15 protein-coding genes are annotated in these 14464 nt (G+C 74.9%); 13 read left to right on the forward strand and 2 right to left on the reverse strand.

Annotation, left to right across the window (positions count from 1 at the left end):
* A partial coding sequence (locus MNY60_RS21220) for a molecular chaperone DnaJ (protein ID WP_242361805.1) occupies positions 1-505 on the forward strand: 505 nt, incomplete at its 5' end.
* Between the two features lie 18 nt (positions 506-523).
* Here the strand turns inward: MNY60_RS21220 and MNY60_RS21225 are convergent.
* Positions 524-1120, reverse strand: coding sequence for a DUF938 domain-containing protein (locus tag MNY60_RS21225; RefSeq protein WP_242340812.1), 597 nt, complete (start codon positions 1118-1120; stop codon positions 524-526).
* A gap of 122 nt (positions 1121-1242) precedes the next feature.
* Between MNY60_RS21225 and MNY60_RS21230 the strand changes: the two genes are divergently transcribed.
* The 5 genes from MNY60_RS21230 to MNY60_RS21250 all read left to right on the forward strand — a co-directional run bounded on the left by MNY60_RS21230 (position 1243) and on the right by MNY60_RS21250 (position 7502).
* Positions 1243-2415 carry a hypothetical protein gene (locus MNY60_RS21230; protein ID WP_242340813.1) on the forward strand — a complete coding sequence of 391 codons (1173 nt, stop codon included), beginning with the start codon at positions 1243-1245 and terminating at the stop codon, positions 2413-2415.
* A gap of 4 nt (positions 2416-2419) precedes the next feature.
* The gene (locus MNY60_RS21235) at positions 2420-3187 is read left to right on the forward strand and encodes an acyl-[acyl-carrier-protein] thioesterase (RefSeq protein WP_242340814.1); all 768 of its coding nucleotides are present in this window, start codon (positions 2420-2422) and stop codon (positions 3185-3187) included.
* A gap of 113 nt (positions 3188-3300) precedes the next feature.
* A complete protein-coding gene (locus tag MNY60_RS21240) occupies positions 3301-4830 on the forward strand; it encodes a transglutaminase family protein (protein WP_242340815.1) in 1530 nt (509 codons plus the stop codon).
* Between the two features lie 132 nt (positions 4831-4962).
* Positions 4963-5373 carry a methylmalonyl-CoA epimerase gene (gene mce, locus MNY60_RS21245; RefSeq protein ID WP_242340816.1) on the forward strand — a complete coding sequence of 137 codons (411 nt, stop codon included), beginning with the start codon at positions 4963-4965 and terminating at the stop codon, positions 5371-5373.
* A gap of 275 nt (positions 5374-5648) precedes the next feature.
* Positions 5649-7502 (forward strand): TIGR04551 family protein, encoded by a 1854-nt coding sequence (locus tag MNY60_RS21250; RefSeq protein WP_242340817.1) that lies wholly within the window; start codon positions 5649-5651, stop codon positions 7500-7502.
* A gap of 251 nt (positions 7503-7753) precedes the next feature.
* Here MNY60_RS21250 and MNY60_RS21255 read toward each other — a convergent pair whose 3' ends face one another.
* Positions 7754-8158 carry an OsmC family protein gene (locus MNY60_RS21255; protein WP_242340818.1) on the reverse strand — a complete coding sequence of 135 codons (405 nt, stop codon included), beginning with the start codon at positions 8156-8158 and terminating at the stop codon, positions 7754-7756.
* A gap of 127 nt (positions 8159-8285) precedes the next feature.
* Here MNY60_RS21255 and argH point away from each other — a divergent pair, with 127 nt between their 5' ends.
* From argH to folK, 7 genes are all read left to right on the forward strand, one after another.
* Positions 8286-9689, forward strand: a complete 1404-nt coding sequence (argH, locus tag MNY60_RS21260; RefSeq protein WP_242340819.1) for an argininosuccinate lyase — start codon at positions 8286-8288, stop codon at positions 9687-9689.
* Positions 9686-9901 (forward strand): hypothetical protein, encoded by a 216-nt coding sequence (locus MNY60_RS21265; protein ID WP_242340820.1) that lies wholly within the window; start codon positions 9686-9688, stop codon positions 9899-9901. Before argH ends, MNY60_RS21265 begins: the two co-directional genes overlap by 4 nt.
* Positions 9898-11166 carry a diaminopimelate decarboxylase gene (gene lysA / locus MNY60_RS21270; protein ID WP_242356553.1) on the forward strand — a complete coding sequence of 423 codons (1269 nt, stop codon included), beginning with the start codon at positions 9898-9900 and terminating at the stop codon, positions 11164-11166. Before MNY60_RS21265 ends, lysA begins: the two co-directional genes overlap by 4 nt.
* Before the next feature lie 104 nt (positions 11167-11270).
* Positions 11271-12158 carry a 4-hydroxy-tetrahydrodipicolinate synthase gene (gene dapA / locus MNY60_RS21275; RefSeq protein ID WP_242340822.1) on the forward strand — a complete coding sequence of 296 codons (888 nt, stop codon included), beginning with the start codon at positions 11271-11273 and terminating at the stop codon, positions 12156-12158.
* A 31-nt stretch (positions 12159-12189) separates the two neighbouring features.
* Entirely contained in the window at positions 12190-12996 is an 807-nt protein-coding gene (dapB, locus tag MNY60_RS21280) for a 4-hydroxy-tetrahydrodipicolinate reductase (RefSeq protein ID WP_242340823.1), read from the forward strand.
* A complete protein-coding gene (locus MNY60_RS21285) occupies positions 12993-13745 on the forward strand; it encodes a fumarylacetoacetate hydrolase family protein (RefSeq protein ID WP_242340824.1) in 753 nt (250 codons plus the stop codon). Before dapB ends, MNY60_RS21285 begins: the two co-directional genes overlap by 4 nt.
* Before the next feature lie 27 nt (positions 13746-13772).
* A complete protein-coding gene (gene folK / locus MNY60_RS21290; RefSeq protein WP_242340825.1) occupies positions 13773-14264 on the forward strand; it encodes a 2-amino-4-hydroxy-6-hydroxymethyldihydropteridine diphosphokinase in 492 nt (163 codons plus the stop codon).
* Positions 14265-14464: the final 200 nt, after the last annotated feature.

Raw genomic sequence — 14464 nt, forward strand, 5'->3', positions numbered from 1 at the left:
GCCTCGACCGCCTCGAGACGCCCCTCGCCCGCCGCCGCGCGGCCCTCCGCCTCGGCCCACCGCGCGCGAGGCCGCTCCCGCCGCGCCGCCGCGCTCCGCCTACGCCGCCCGCGAGCCGCTCCCGCGCCGCCGCCTGCGGCTCGCCGAGCTCCTCTACTACTCGGGGCGCGTCCCCTGGTCCGCGTTCGTCGAGGCCATCGCCTGGCAGCGCGCGCAGCGTCCGGCGCTCGGCCGGATCGCGGTCGAGCTCGGGTTCCTCGACTCCGCCACGGTCGCCGCGGTGCTCGCGCGCCGCCGCGCGGAGGGCGCGACCGGCGAGCGGTTCGGCGAGTACGCGCTCCGCACGGGCTACCTCACGCGCCTCCAGCTCCTCACCGCGGTGGGCCGCCAGGGGCGCATGCAGCGCCGGATCGGCGAGTACTTCCTCGAGCGCGGCTGGCTCGATGCCCGCGCGCTCGCGGCGGCCTGCGCGGAGCTCGCGGGGCACAACGCGCGGTTTCCGTAGGCGAGCAAGCCCCCGCCGTCACCCGCGCCGCCACACGACGAGGAGATCGCCCTCCTCCGGCATCGCCACCACCGCATCGAGCGCGAGGCCGTGCCGGGCGGCGAGCGCCTCGAGCGCCTCGAGCTCCCGCACGCCGAGCGCGGGGTCGTGCGCGCGGAGCTGCGCGTCGAGCCGCGCGAGCCGGCCTTCGAGCGGGGCACCGCGCCGCCGGAACGGCCCGTACACCGCGAGCGGTCCCCCCGGCGGCAGGACGCGCGCCGCGCCGCGGAAGAGCGCCTCGGCGCACTCCGGCGGGGCGACGTGCAGCACGTTCACGCAGAGCACGGCGTCCGCAGGGCGCGCCTGCCAGAGCGGGAGCCGGATGTCGTAGTTGAGCGGCCCGAGCAGGTTCGCGAGGCCGGCCTCGGCCGACCAGGCGCGGATGCTCGCGCGCGCCTCCAGGTCCGGATCGGACGGCTGCCACTCGAGGGAGGGGAACGCCCGGGCGAGGTACACCGCGTGCTCGCCCGTACCGCTGCCGAGCTCGAGGACGAGGCCGCGCGGCGGCAGGACGCCCCGGAGTGCCGAGGCGATCGCCTCGCGGTTGCGCAGCGCGGCGGCGGCGGTCCGCTTCACGGCCGCATGATGGCCCACCTGGGCTCTCGCGCGCGAGCGTCCGCAGGCCGCGCGGGACTCCCCGGGGCGTCGCTCGCATGGGAGAGCGGGAAACGCTAGAAGGGCGGCAGGGAAGGGATGAATTGACCACGCCTCGCCACCGCGCGACCGGACGCGCCGCGCTCGTGCTCGGCCTCGCCGTCGCGCTTTCGCTCGGCGCCTGCGCCGGCCGGCGCGGCGGCGCGGCGCCCCCGTCCCGGCAGCGCTTCGAGGTGTCGGGGCACGGCGAGCTGGAGATCGCACTCCCGCCCGGCTGGAAGGCGAGCTCGGCGGAGGGCGAGGAGCCGATCGCGCTCACCGTCCGCCTCGAGCCGCGCGACGCGAAGGCGGGCGGCGGGTTCATGGTGCTGCTCACGCCCTTCTGGAACCCCCCGCCGACCGCCGAGGAGGCGCCCGCGAGCCCCGAGGCGTTCGGCGCGGACGCGCAGGGCGACACCGCGCAGCTCCTCGCCGAGCTCGCCCGCCGCAAGGCGCTCGCCACGAGCGTCGAGCAGGAGATCGCGCTGCACGAGCTGCGCGGCGAGCGCGGGGTGCACGGCTACTGGTTCGCGGCGACCGACAAGGCGTTCGCCGCCCGGGAGCCGGGCGAGGGCGAGTGGCGTCACCTCCTGCAGGGCGCGGCCGCGGTCGGCGACATGATCCTCGCCTTCACCTTGCTCGACAACGCGCCCGGACCGCAGCGCGAGGCGGTGCTCGAGGTCGTCCGCGGCGCGCGGCACGTCCCGGCGTCCGCCGGCGGGAGCCCCGCCGCCCCGAAGAGCGGCGCGATGCGCTTCACGCCCGATCCCGAGGCCGAGACCGAGCCGCTCTCGGTCGCCTATCCGGGCCGCGCGTTCACCGTGCTGGTGGACCTCCCCGGCTTCGAGATGTTCGAGCCGCGGCCCGCCGAGGACGGGGAGGGCGTGCTCGTGCTCGGACGCCATCCGCAGAGCGGCCTCGTCGCGTCGGTGACCCTGCGCGACGCGCACGGGGCCGCCGACGCCGGCGCCTGCCGCGAGCGCATCCTCGAGCGGATCCGGAAGAGCGCGCCCGACCTGCGGGAGCTCGCGCTGTCCGACGCGAGCGGAGGGGCGCGCGCCGCCTACGTGCTGGACGAGCTGCGCGGCCGGAAGATCCGCCAGCAGCACGCCCACCTCTTCCTCTGGCGCGAGGGCGTGTGCGTGAACGTGCAGGTCTCCAAGGCCGATCCCGAGCCGGAGGACACGGGACGCATCGACGCGATCCTCACCTCGGTCCGGTTCGGCGCTAGCCTGTAGCGCCATGCAGACCCACCGCCAGCGCTTCGGCGTCCACACCTACGAGGTGGACGCCTTCGGGACCATCGCGATCGCCGCCCTGTCCGGCTACCTGCAGGAGGTCGCCGGGCAGCACGCGGCCGCGCTCGGGGTCGGGCTCGACGTGCTCATGCCGCGCGGGCTCACCTGGGTGCTCGCCCGCCAGCGCATCGAGAACCCGGTGCCCATCGTCCTCGGCGACCGGCTCGAGATCGAGACCTGGCCCGCGGGCATCGACCGGCTCGCCGCGCTGCGCGACTTCGTCGTGCGCCGCGCGGACGGCGCCGAGGTCGCGCGCGCGACCACCCAGTGGTTCGTGCTCGACCTCGCCACGCGGCGGCCGGTGCGGCCCGCCGACGTGCTCGACGCGCGCTTCCCGCGCGAGCCCTCGGCGCCGGTGCTCACCCTCGAGCCCGGCAGGCTCCCCGAGCTCCGCGAGTGGGAGCACCAGAAGCGGTTCCACGTGCGCTACGGCGACATCGACGTGAACATGCACGTGACGAACACGAGCTATCCGACCTGGGCGCAGGAGGTGGTGCCGCGCGAGGTGTTCCGCGCCCGGCGGCTCGCCGACCTCGAGGTGCAGTTCCTCGCCGAGGCGCACTACGGCAGCGCCATCCTCTCGCGCCTCGCAACCGCGGGCGAGGGCCGGTACGCGCACGCCATCGTGCGCGAGGAGGACGAGAAGGAGCTCGCGCGGCTCGTGACGCGCTGGGTACCTCGGCCGGAGGCGGTCCTCCCGGGCGCCAGCTAGCCGGCAGGCCATTCGGAAACACCGAGGCGCCATCCGTCGGCGGGGCGGGGCGCAGCCCCGTTGGATCCTCCGGCTTTCTGGTAGAACGCCTCTCCGAAGGAAGGACACGCACCATGAGAACGCACCTCCTCGCCGCCGGCGCCGCCGCGCTCGCCCTCGTGCTCGCGGGCTGCCCCGAGCAGCGGGCCGCGGCCGCGAAGCCCCCGCGCCCGCCCCGCGGAGAGCTCGCCGCCGGCGCCGCGGCGCTCCCGGACGCGCTGAGCGTCCCGAGGCCCCCCGGCCCGGAGTGGTTCGGCCTGTACCTCGTGGGCAAGAAGGCCGGCTTCACGAAGGTCCAGCTCGCGCGCGAGCTGCGCGACGGCAAGGACGTCCTCGTCGGCCGCAGCGAGACGCTCGTGCGCGCGAACGTCGGCGGCAAGACGGTGGAGCGCCGCCAGGAGGAGGAGCGCGTCTACGAGGCGCGGCACCAGGGGCCGCTCGTGGCCGTCCGCGCGGTGTGGGCGGGCGACGGCGGCGACCGGACGGTGTCCGGCACCTGCGCGCGCGCGGTGTGCAGGCTCGTCGAGGAGACGCCCGCCGGCCGGCAGGAGCGCACCGTCGAGGGCGTCACCGAGACCGCGGAGCTCGCGGACGGCGTGCGGCTCGCGGCGGCGCGGCGCGGGACGGTGCGCGGCAAGCAGCTCGACCTCGAGAAGCTGCGCGTGAAGGAGATGCAGGACGTCTTCCTCCGGCGCGAGACCATCGCCGGCGGCGGCGTGCAGGAGGAGGTGTCGGTCGTGGCCGAGTCGGAGGCGGGCGACCGGCTCGCGGCCGAGTACCGCGTCGCGGACGACGGGCGGGTGGTGGAGATCCGGCTCGGCGAGGCGATCGTGGCGCGGCCCGAGCCGGAGGAGACCGCTCGCAGCCTGGACCAGGTGGACCTCTTCGCGCTCGCGCGCGTCCCGCTGCCGCGCCCGCTGCCGCGCGGCGTCCCGGCGACGATCGTCTACCGCCTCGCCGGGCTGCCGCCCTCCTTCCAGAAGGGCGACGCGCGCCAGCGCTTCGGGCGCGGCCGCGCCGGGGAGACGCTGCTCACCGTGGCGGTGCGCCCGCCGCTCGCCGCCGACCCGAAGAAGGACACCCCCCTCGCCCGCGCCGCCCAGGGCGCGAGCGCCGACGATCTCGCCCCGTCGCCGCAGGCCGACTCCGACGAGCCGGCCATCGCGGCGCTCGCGAAGAAGGTCGCCGGGAACGCGCCCGGCGCGTACGCGGCGGCCCAGCTCCTCTCCGAGGACGTGTACCGCCGGCTCGAGAAGGCGTACGGCGCGAGCCACGACCGCGCGAGCGACGTGCTCGCCGCCGGCCGCGGCGACTGCACCGAGCACAGCGTGCTCCTCGTCGCGCTCGCGCGCGCGCTCGGGATCCCGGCGCGCGCGGTGCACGGGCTCGTCTACGCGCGCTACGAGGACGGGCAGGACGCGCTCTACTGGCACGCCTGGGTGGAGGTGCGGAGCGCGGGCGAGTGGATCGCGATGGACCCCACCTTCGGCCAGCCCGTCGCCGACGCGACGCACCTCGCGCTCGGGTCCGGACCCCAGGTCGACACCGTCGGACTCCTCGGCGCGCTGAAGGTCCTCGGGGTCGAGGTGAAGTCCGGGAAGTGACGCCGCTCGCCCCCGCCCCTCGTCCGGGCGGGCGGCGCCATGCGCTATCATCCCACCTCCCTCGCGCCGAAGGCCGCTCATGCCGGGCGCCGCGCCGCTCGCTCGCGGCGCCGCGAGGCGCACGGAGGCCTCATGAACGGGCTCGACCACGTCGCCATCCTCGTCGCCGACCTCGACGCCGCGATCCGGCTGTACCGCGACGTCTACGGCCTCGAGCTCGCCGAGGTGGAGGAGGTCCCCACCGAGCAGGTGCGGGTCGCGATCTTCGGCCACGGCGCGGGGCGCATCGAGCTCGTCTCGCCCTCCGGCCCGAGCAGCCCGATGGCGAAGGCGATCGAGAAGCGCGGGGAGGGGCTGCACCACGTGTGCCTCGAGGTGCCCGACATCGAGCAGGCGATGGCGGCGCTGCGCGCGCAGGGCGCGCCGCTGCTCGACGAGAAGCCGCGTCCCGGCGCGGGCGGCTCGAAGGTCGCGTTCGTCCACCCGAAGGGCAGCCGGGGGGTGCTCGTCGAGCTGAAGCAGGGCGGCGGCGAGCACCGCTGATCGGCGCGCGCTCCCGGTCCCGCCGCCGGGGGGCGTCCTCGCTCCTCGCGCCCGCGGCGCGCGCCTGACTCGAAGGCCCTCGGGTCCGTGCGCCCCGGCGCGCGTCCGCGAGGCGTTCTCCGGGCCCGGGCTCCTGCGCCTCGGATCTCCTGGAGGCCTGCGGCGCATTCCCCGCGGCCCCTCGGGCCGCGCTCCGTCATCGGGGTTGACCGACCGCGGGAACGCGTGTTGTATCACCGCGTTTCGTCCTGCCCTCCTTTCAAGGGGTCACCTGCATGTCCCGTCTGCTCGCCGCCCTCGCGGCACTCCTCCTCCTCGCCGGCGCGGCGCGCGCGCAGGACGACAAGAAGCCGGAGGAGACGAAGGGCACCGAAAAGCCCGCGACGGACCTGCCGCCCGAGACCAAGGCCGCGATCCAGCGCGAGGTCGAGCGGCTGAAGGAGGACCTCCGCGACGAGGTCCGCGCCGAGATCCAGGGCGCCCAGTCGGCGGCGGAGTTCATGGGCACCGTCGCCGAGGGACCGAAGCTCGAGTTCTTCGAGCTCGACGGCTACTACCGCGTGCGCGGGCAGCTCTCCGACGATCTCGCCCTCGGCCGCGCGCCCGACGCGTCGGGCCACTACCTGTACCCGGTCCCGGTCTTCAACCCCGACCCCACCGCCGGCGTCCGGCCCACGCGCGGCACGATCGCGACCGCGAACATGCGGCTCCGCCTCGAGCCGACGCTGAACGTCTCCGAGCTCGTCCGGGTCCGCGCGCAGATCGACGTGCTCGACAACTACGTGCTGGGCTCCTCGACGAGCAAGCTCTTCGACGATCCGTACAGCCCCTTCCCGGCGCAGTTCTACGGCAGCACCCGCCAGCTCTACCCGAACGACCCCACCGCCGATCGCGACCCGATCCTGCCGAAGCGGGTGTGGGGTGAGGTGCAGACGCCGGTCGGCCTGCTCAGCTTCGGCCGCATGCCGTCCGAGTGGGGGCTCGGGCTCCTCACGAACGCGGGCGGCGGCGTCGACGAGGACTACGGCGACACGGTCGACCGCATCCAGTTCGCGCTCCCGCCCGTGCAGACGCCCATCGGCGCGCTGACGCTCGTCCCCATCCTCGACTTCGAGACGGAGGGCGCGCTGCGCCCGGATCCGCGCTTCGGCGCGGGCGTCGGCCAGCCGTTCGACGCCGACTCCTCCGACGACGCACGCACCTGGGCCGTGAAGGCCGCGCGCGTCGACACCGACGACGAGATCCGGCGCAAGCTCGACCGGAACGAGTCCTCGTTCAACTTCGGCGCCTACTACAACTACCGGACGCAGCGGGACTCGATCCCGGCCTGGGCGCAGGACGGCTTCGGCGCGGAGCTCGACCCGTCCTCCTCGCTCGCCGTCGGCCGGCGCCGCAGCTACGGCCACGTCCTCGACCTCTGGGTGCGCGTGCTCACGCAGCGCTGGCGCGTGGAGGCCGAGGCGGTCGGCGTCTACGGCCACATCGGCCAGGCGTTCACGGTCGGTCCCGCCTCCGACACCGACCCGACGCTCACCGTCAAGCCGGTCTCGCGGGTGGAGCTGCGCCAGTGGGGCGGCAGCCTCGTCACCGAGTACAAGGCCATCCCGAACAAGGTCACCCTCCGCGGCGAGTTCGGCGCGGCCAGCGGCGACGACGCGCCGGGCTTCGGCAACATCCCGAGCCGCTTCAACGCGGACGGCTCGCTCCCCGGCTACGGCACCTTCGAGGGCCCCCAGTTCAACGGCACGAACGACCGGAGCATCCGCAACTTCCGGTTCAACCCGGCCTACAAGGTCGACCTCATCCTGTTCAGCCGCATCCTCGGGCAGGTGACCGACGCCTGGTACGTGAAGCCGAAGATCCGCTGGGACATGTTCCCGGGCCTCGCGCTCGACGCGCAGCTCGTCTACTCGCAGGCCATCTCTGCGGAGTCGACCCCGAGCTCGACGGGGCCGGGCACCGGCACGAACCGGCTCGGGCTCGAGGCGGACACGATGCTCACGTACACCTCGGGCGCCGGCTTCCAGGCCTACGGGCAGTACGGCATCCTGGAGCCGTTCGGCGCGTTCGGGCCGGGCGAGCTCTCCCGCGCCCACCTCCTCGCGTTCGGGCTCGTCGCGAAGTTCTAGAGGGGACCCCGCGAAGCAGGCACGCCCGGCGGTGTCTGAACGGGGGCTGCGCCCCCGCCCCCGCCGGCGACTGACCGCCGCCGCCGGGGGCCCCACCCCTGCTCGGCGGGGCCCGTGAACGGTCGCGCCCGCTGTCGCGGGTTCGCGACCGTTCCCCGCCGGAGGGGCTTCGCCCCTCGCGCTAACCGACGGGACGCGCGACGGCCTGCGTCCAGCGGGCTCGAATCTCGCCGTGACGAGCGGCCTCCCGGTCAGCCGGCGACGACCGTGCGCACGTCGAACCGCGGCTGGGCCTGGATCGCCTTCTTCACGGCGCACTGATCGGCCACGCGCACGAGCGCGTCGCGGTACTTCTCCGGGAAGCTCGGCGGGACCTCGATGTCGAGCTCGACCCGCGCGAGCACCCCTGTCTCCTCGTCGAAGTGGTTCCGCTGGCGGATCCGGATGCCGTCGGTCGGCAGCTCGCGCTTCTGGCAGAAGCCGAGGACGTAGATCCCGGCGCAGGTGCCGATGGCCGCGAGGAACAGCCCGAACGGCGCGGGGGCGGAGTCCTCGCCGCCGCCCGAGGCGGGCTGATCGGTGCGGATCACGTGCTTGCCGATCTGGGTGTCGACCTTCTTGTTCCCGGGGAAGGTCACGATCATCTCGCTCGCCATTCGCAGGTCTCCTCGTCGTCTCGGGTCGGGTTTCCGGGCGCGATGCTCGCCGCGCTCTTGCGTGCGAGCCAGGGGAAATCGCAGGGATTCCTGGGGCAGCGCGGGTGTGCTAGCGTCGCCGACCCCGATGAGCCCAAAGACGAAGTCGAAGCCCGTGTCCCGCGCCGCGCTCGCGGGCGAGGCCGATCCGCGCCTCGTCGCGCTCTCCGTCTCGATCCAGGACGACGGCGCGCTCTACGCCGAGGACATCCGGGGCAGCCAGGCCCACGTGACCATGCTCGCCGAGCGGGGGATCGTCCCGAAGGCGGCGGCGCGCCGCATCGTGGCCGCCCTGGATCAGGTCCGCGAGGAGTTCGCCGCCGGCAAGATCCGGCTCGACCCGGCCCTCGAGGACGTGCACACCCACGTGGAGCGGCGGCTCGGCGAGCTCGTCGGCGCGGACGCGGGCTACCTCCACGCCGGCCGCAGCCGGAACGATCAGGTCGCGCTCGACGAGCGGCTCTTCATCGTCGGCGCCTGCGACCGCTGCGACGCCGCGCTCGGGCGGCTCCAGCGCGCGCTCGTCACCCGCGCGCGCGAGCACGAGAAGACCATCCTCCCCGGCTACACGCACCTGCAGCGCGCGCAGCCCGTCTCCCTCGCGCACCACCTCCTCGCCCACGTCGAGGCGTTCGCGCGGGATCGCGACAGGCTCGCCGACGTCCGCCGCCGCGCGGCGGTGTCGCCGCTCGGCTCGGGCGCGCTCGCCGGCACGACGCTGCCGCTCGACCGCGAGGCCACCGCGCGGGCGCTCGGCCTCGCCGGCGTGACGCAGAACTCGCTCGACGCCGTGTCGGACCGCGACAGCGCCATCGAGCTCCTCTTCGCCTGCGCCCTCGCGGCGGTGCACCTCTCCCGCGTCGGCGAGGAGATCGTGCTCTGGACCACGAAGGAGTTCGGCTTCATGTCGCTCGCCGACGCCTTCGCGACCGGCTCGTCGCTCATGCCGCAGAAGAAGAACCCCGACGTGGGCGAGCTCGCGCGCGGCCGGGCAGGGCGCGCGATCGGCGACCTCGTCGCGCTGCTCGCCATCGTGAAGAGCCTGCCGCTCTCGTACAACCGGGACATGCAGGAGGACAAGCGGCCCCTCATCGGCGGCCCCGAGGCGCTCGTCCTCACCGCCGACGCGGTCGCGGGCGCGATCGAGACGGCCACGTTCCACGCCGATCGGATGGAGGAGGCGCTCGGCTCCGGCGAGGCGCTCGCGACCGACGCGGCCGAGTACCTGGTCGAGCGCGGGGTGCCGTTCCGCGAGGCGCACGAGGCGGTCGGCAAGGCGGCGGCGTTCTCCTCCGCCGAGCGCCGACCGCTCGCGAAGCTCACCGCCGAGGAGTGGCGCCGCTTCCACCCCGCGTTCGAGAAGGACGTGCTCCGCTGCTTCGACGCGCGGAGGAGCCTCGCCCGCCGGGAGCTCCCCGGCGCCCCCGGGCCGAAGCAGGTGGCGCGCCAGCTCGCCCGCTGGGAGAAGGCGCTCGCGAAGGAGCCGCGGTGAGCCGCCTCGGCGCGCTCGGCGTCGCCGCCTTCCTGGCCGGCTGCGGCGTGAAGGCGCCTCCGCGGCCGCCCGGGATCGAGCGCGAGCAGACCGCGCCGCCCCCGACCCCGGCGACGTCCCCCGCCTCGGCGCCGGATCCGACCTCGCCCCCGAACCCGACCTCGGCCCCGACCTCGACCGACGGCGCGCCCGGCGCGCAGCCCTGCCCATGAACCACTTCCAGCGCAAGAAGGGCGTCCTGCACGCGGAGGCGATCCCGCTCGAGCGGCTCGCGGAGCGCTACGGCACGCCGCTGTACGTCTACTCGACGGCGACGCTCACGCGGCACTGGAAGGTGCTGCACCGCTCGCTCGCCGGCATCCGCCACGTCGTGTGCTACGCCGTGAAGGCGAACGCGAACCTCGCGCTGCTCGCGCGCTTCGCGAAGCTCGGCTCCGGGTTCGACATCGTGTCGGCCGGCGAGCTGTACCGCGTCCTCAAGGCGGGCGGCGACCCGCGCAAGGTGGTGTTCAGCGGCGTCGGCAAGCGCGACGACGAGATCGCCTTCGCGCTCGAGTCCGGCGTGCGCGTGCTCAACGTGGAGAGCGCGGGCGAGCTCGCGCGCGTCTCGATCGTGGCGCGGCGCATGGGCGTCCGCGCGCCCATCGCGCTCCGCGTGAACCCGGACGTCGATCCCAAGACGCACCCGTACATCTCGACCGGGCTCCGCGAGAACAAGTTCGGCGTCTCGGTCGAGGAGGCGCGGCGGCTCTACCCGCTCGCCGCGAAGGACGAGGCGCTCCACGTGGTGGGCGTCGCCTCCCACATCGGCTCGCAGATCACGAGCGTGAAGCCGTTCCTCGACGCGATCGACCGCGTCCTCGCGCTCGCGCGCGAGCTCGAGAAGCAGGGGATCCCCCTCGCGCACCTCGACGTGGGGGGCGGGCTCGGCATCCGCTACAAGGACGAGGACCCGCCGCACCCCGACGAGTACGGGGCCGCCATCCGCAAGGCGCTCGCCCGCTGGAAGGGCGAGGTGCTGCTCGAGCCGGGCCGCGTGCTCGTCGGCAACGCCGGCGTGCTCGTCACCCGCGTGCTCCACGTGAAGCGGAGCGGCCGCAAGACGTTCGTGGTGGTGGACGCCGCCATGAACGACCTCGTGCGCCCGGCCTTCTACGAGGCGCACCACGACCTCGAGCCCGTCGGCCGCCCCCGCGAGGGCGAGCGCGAGATCGTGGCCGACGTGGTGGGGCCGATCTGCGAGTCGTCGGACTTCCTCGCCCGCAAGCGCCGCATGCCCGAGCCCGTGCCGGGCGACCTCCTCGCCGTCCGCTCCGCAGGCGCCTACGGGTTCGCGATGTCGTCGAACTACAACGCGCGGCCGCGGGCCGCCGAGGTGCTCGTGGAGGGAGATCGGGCGTTCCTGGCCCGCCGCCGCGAGACCTACGCGGACCTCGTCCGCGGCGAGGAGCCGGCGCCCGCGCCCGAGCGGGTATGAGCGGTCGCCCCGCCGCGTGAGGCCGGCGCCACCGCGCCGGTTTCCGCCTCCGACCGGATCGGATACATTTTTCGCCTCTCTCCCCTCGCCGAGGTCAAAGCCGCATGCCGCGTCTCGAAGGCTCGATGGTGGCCATCGTCACCCCGATGAAGGACGGCGCGGTCGATCTCCGCGCCCTGCGCGAGCTGACCGAGTGGCAGATCGCGGAGGGCACGGACGGCATCGTGCCCTGCGGCACCACCGGCGAGGGGGCCACGCTCACCCCCGCCGAGCGCGCCGAGGTCGTCCGCGCGGTCGTGGAGGTCGTCCGCGGCCGGGCCCTCGTCATCGCCGGGGCCGGCTCGAACGCGACCCACGAGGCGATCGAGGGCGTCAAGGCCGCGAAGGCGCTCGGCGCGGACGCCGCCCTCGTCGTCACGCCCTACTACAACAAGCCGACGCCGGAGGGGCTGTACCAGCACTACCAGGCGATCTGGGAGGCGAGCCGCTTCCCGGTCATCGCCTACAACGTGCCGGGCCGGACCTCCGTCGACATGGGACCCGAGACCGTGGCGCGCCTCGCGAAGGCGGGCGCCATCGTCGGCATCAAGGAGGCGACCGCGAGCATGGACCGGCAGGTCCAGCTCGTGGAGCGGATCGGCAAGGACGCGATCGCCTTCCTCTCCGGCGACGACTTCACCGTGCTGCCCTACATCGCCTGCGGGGGCCACGGCGTCATCTCGGTGATCTCCAACATCGCGCCGCGCGCGATGAAGGACCTCGTGGTCGCGGCGCGGGCCGGCGACTTCGGCCGCGCGCTCGACCTGCAGGTCCGGATGGCCGACCTCAACCGGGCGCTGTTCGTCGAGACGAGCCCCGGGCCCGTGAAGGCGGGGGTGGCGCTCCTCGGCCGGGCGAGCCCCGAGCTCAGGCTCCCGCTCGCGCCCATCTCCGAGGCGAGCCTCGCCAGGGTGCGCGAGGCGATGACGCGGTTCGGGCTGAAGCTCGCGTGACGTGAGGCCCTCGCGGGCCGGAGGAAGGGTGATGGTGAGAGTGGTCGTGACCGGCGCCGCCGGGCGGATGGGGACGCAGATCGTCCGCCTCGTGGCCGGCGACGAGGGGCTGAAGCTCTCCGGCGCGGTGGAGCGGCCCGGGCACGCCGGCCAGGACGCCGGTACGCTCGCGGGGCTCCCGCCGCTCGGGGTCGCGGTCGCCGAGGATCTCGCCGCGGCGATCGCCGGCGCGGACGTGGTGATCGACTTCACGAGCCACGAGGCGTCGGCGCGCAACGCCGAGGTCTGCGCGGAGAAGGGCGTCGCGCTCGTCATCGGCTCGACCGGCTTCACCCCGGAGGCGAAGGCGCGTGTCGCGGCCGCGGCGCGGAAGGTCCCGATCGTCCTCTCGCCCAACATGAGCGTGGGCGTGAACGTGCTGTTCGAGCTCGTGCGCCAGGCCGCGAAGACGCTGGGCGACGCCTACGACGTCGAGATCGTCGAGATCCACCACAAGCGGAAGCGCGACGCGCCCTCCGGGACGGCGGTCGCGCTCGGCGAGGTCGCCGCGCGGGCGCTCGATCGCGATCCGGCCGACGCGCTCGCGTACACGCGCCACGGCATCCTCGGCGAGCGCCCGCCCTGGCAGATCGGCATCCAGACCTTGCGCGGCGGCGACGTCGTCGGCGAGCACACGGTGTTCTTCTGCGGCGAGGGCGAGCGCCTCGAGCTCACCCACCGGGCGACGAGCCGCGAGCAGTTCGCGCGGGGCGCGGTGCGGGCGGCGCACTGGGTCGCGGGGCGGCCGGCCGGTCTCTACGACATGGCCGACGTGCTCGAGCTGCGGAGCTCGAGGTGAGGATCTGCCGCTTCCGGCACCGGGGGCAGGATCGCTACGGCGTCGTCGAGGGCGGCGAGGTCCGGCCGCTGAACGCCGCGCCGTGGGCAGGCGGGCTCCCCGAGGGGCGGGCGCTCCCGCTCGCCGAGGTGACCCTGCTCGCGCCCGTGGAGCCGTCCAAGATCGTCTGCGTCGGGCGGAACTACCGCGCCCACGCGCGCGAGCTCGGCAACGAGCTCCCCGCGCAGCCGCTCCTCTTCCTGAAGCCCCCGACCTCGGTCGTCGGTCCGCAGGAGGCGATCCGCTGCCCGGAGCAGTCGAGCGAGGTGCACCACGAGGCGGAGCTCGCCGTCGTGGTCGCGCGGCCGCTCTCGCGCGCCACGGCCGCCGAGGCGCGCGGCGCCGTGTTCGGGTACAGCTGCCTGAACGACGTCACGGCGCGTGACATCCAGCGGGAGGAGAAGCAGTTCACCCGCGCGAAGGGCTTCGACACCTTCTGCCCGATCGGCCCGTTCGTCGAGACGTCGCTCGACCCGCTCGATCTCCCCGTCGTCTGCCGGGTCAACGGCGCCGAGCGGCAGCGCGGCTCGACGCGGGACATGACCGTCGACCCGTTCGCGCTCCTCGCGTTCATCTCCCAGGTGATGACGCTCCTGCCGGGCGACGTCGTCGCCACCGGCACCCCCGAGGGCGTGGGGCCCATCCGGCGCGGGGACTGGGTCGAGGTGGACATCGCCGGGATCGGGGTGCTCCGCAATCCCGTGGTCTGAGCCCAGGCGGCGTGTTAGGGCAGGCGCATGCGCGCCTACGTGGCCGTCGGCACGAACCTCGGCGACCGCTGGGGGCACCTCGCGCACGCCGCGCGGGCGCTCCGGACCGAGCCGCGAGTCGCGGTGCTGCGCGGCTCGCGCGTGTTCGACACCGCGCCGGTCGGGCCGCCGCAGCCCCGCTACCTCAACGCGGTGCTGGAGCTCGAGGCGGAGCTGCCCGCGCCCGCGCTCCTCGAGGCGCTCCAGCGGGTCGAGCGCACCTGCGGCCGGCGCCGCACCGGCGTCCGCTGGGCGGCCCGCACGCTCGATCTCGACCTCCTGCTCCTGGGCGACCAGGTGATCCGCACGCCCGAGCTCCTGGTGCCACACCCGGGGCTCATCACGCGCCGCTTCGTGCTCGCGCCCCTCGCCGAGCTCTGCCCGGACCGGGTCGTGCCCGGCACCGGCCAGACCGTCGCCCGGCTCCTCGCGGCCGCGCCGCCGGGCGACGTGGTGCCGATCGGAGTTTACCCCATGTGAATGTGGCTGCGGGGCCGCTCCGGCTCCGCCTCGCCTCGAGCCCCACCGATGATCCCCCGCGCGCTCCTCCCCGTCGCCCTCGCCTTTGCGCTCGCCGCCTGCGAGCGCGAGCCGCGCACCATCGTCGCCGCGCCGGCCGATCCGCCCCGCCCGACGGGCGGCGTCCCGGCCCAGCGCGCCGACGCGCCCCCGCCCTCGCC

This window comes from Anaeromyxobacter sp. SG17, from assembly GCF_022690695.1.
In the GTDB taxonomy this organism is placed as follows: Bacteria; Myxococcota; Myxococcia; order Myxococcales; family Anaeromyxobacteraceae; genus Anaeromyxobacter; species Anaeromyxobacter soli.

Coding starts and splice junctions, on each gene's coding strand:
- dapA (WP_242340822.1), top strand. CDS start 11,271: ATGCCGCGTCTCGAAGGCTCGATGGTGGCCATCGTCACCCCGATGAAG.
- folK (WP_242340825.1), top strand. CDS start 13,773: ATGCGCGCCTACGTGGCCGTCGGCACGAACCTCGGCGACCGCTGGGGG.
- MNY60_RS21240 (WP_242340815.1), top strand. CDS start 3,301: ATGAGAACGCACCTCCTCGCCGCCGGCGCCGCCGCGCTCGCCCTCGTG.
- lysA (WP_242356553.1), top strand. CDS start 9,898: ATGAACCACTTCCAGCGCAAGAAGGGCGTCCTGCACGCGGAGGCGATC.
- MNY60_RS21235 (WP_242340814.1), top strand. CDS start 2,420: ATGCAGACCCACCGCCAGCGCTTCGGCGTCCACACCTACGAGGTGGAC.
- argH (WP_242340819.1), top strand. CDS start 8,286: ATGAGCCCAAAGACGAAGTCGAAGCCCGTGTCCCGCGCCGCGCTCGCG.
- MNY60_RS21250 (WP_242340817.1), top strand. CDS start 5,649: ATGTCCCGTCTGCTCGCCGCCCTCGCGGCACTCCTCCTCCTCGCCGGC.
- mce (WP_242340816.1), top strand. CDS start 4,963: ATGAACGGGCTCGACCACGTCGCCATCCTCGTCGCCGACCTCGACGCC.
- MNY60_RS21255 (WP_242340818.1), bottom strand. CDS start 8,158: ATGGCGAGCGAGATGATCGTGACCTTCCCCGGGAACAAGAAGGTCGAC.
- dapB (WP_242340823.1), top strand. CDS start 12,190: ATGGTGAGAGTGGTCGTGACCGGCGCCGCCGGGCGGATGGGGACGCAG.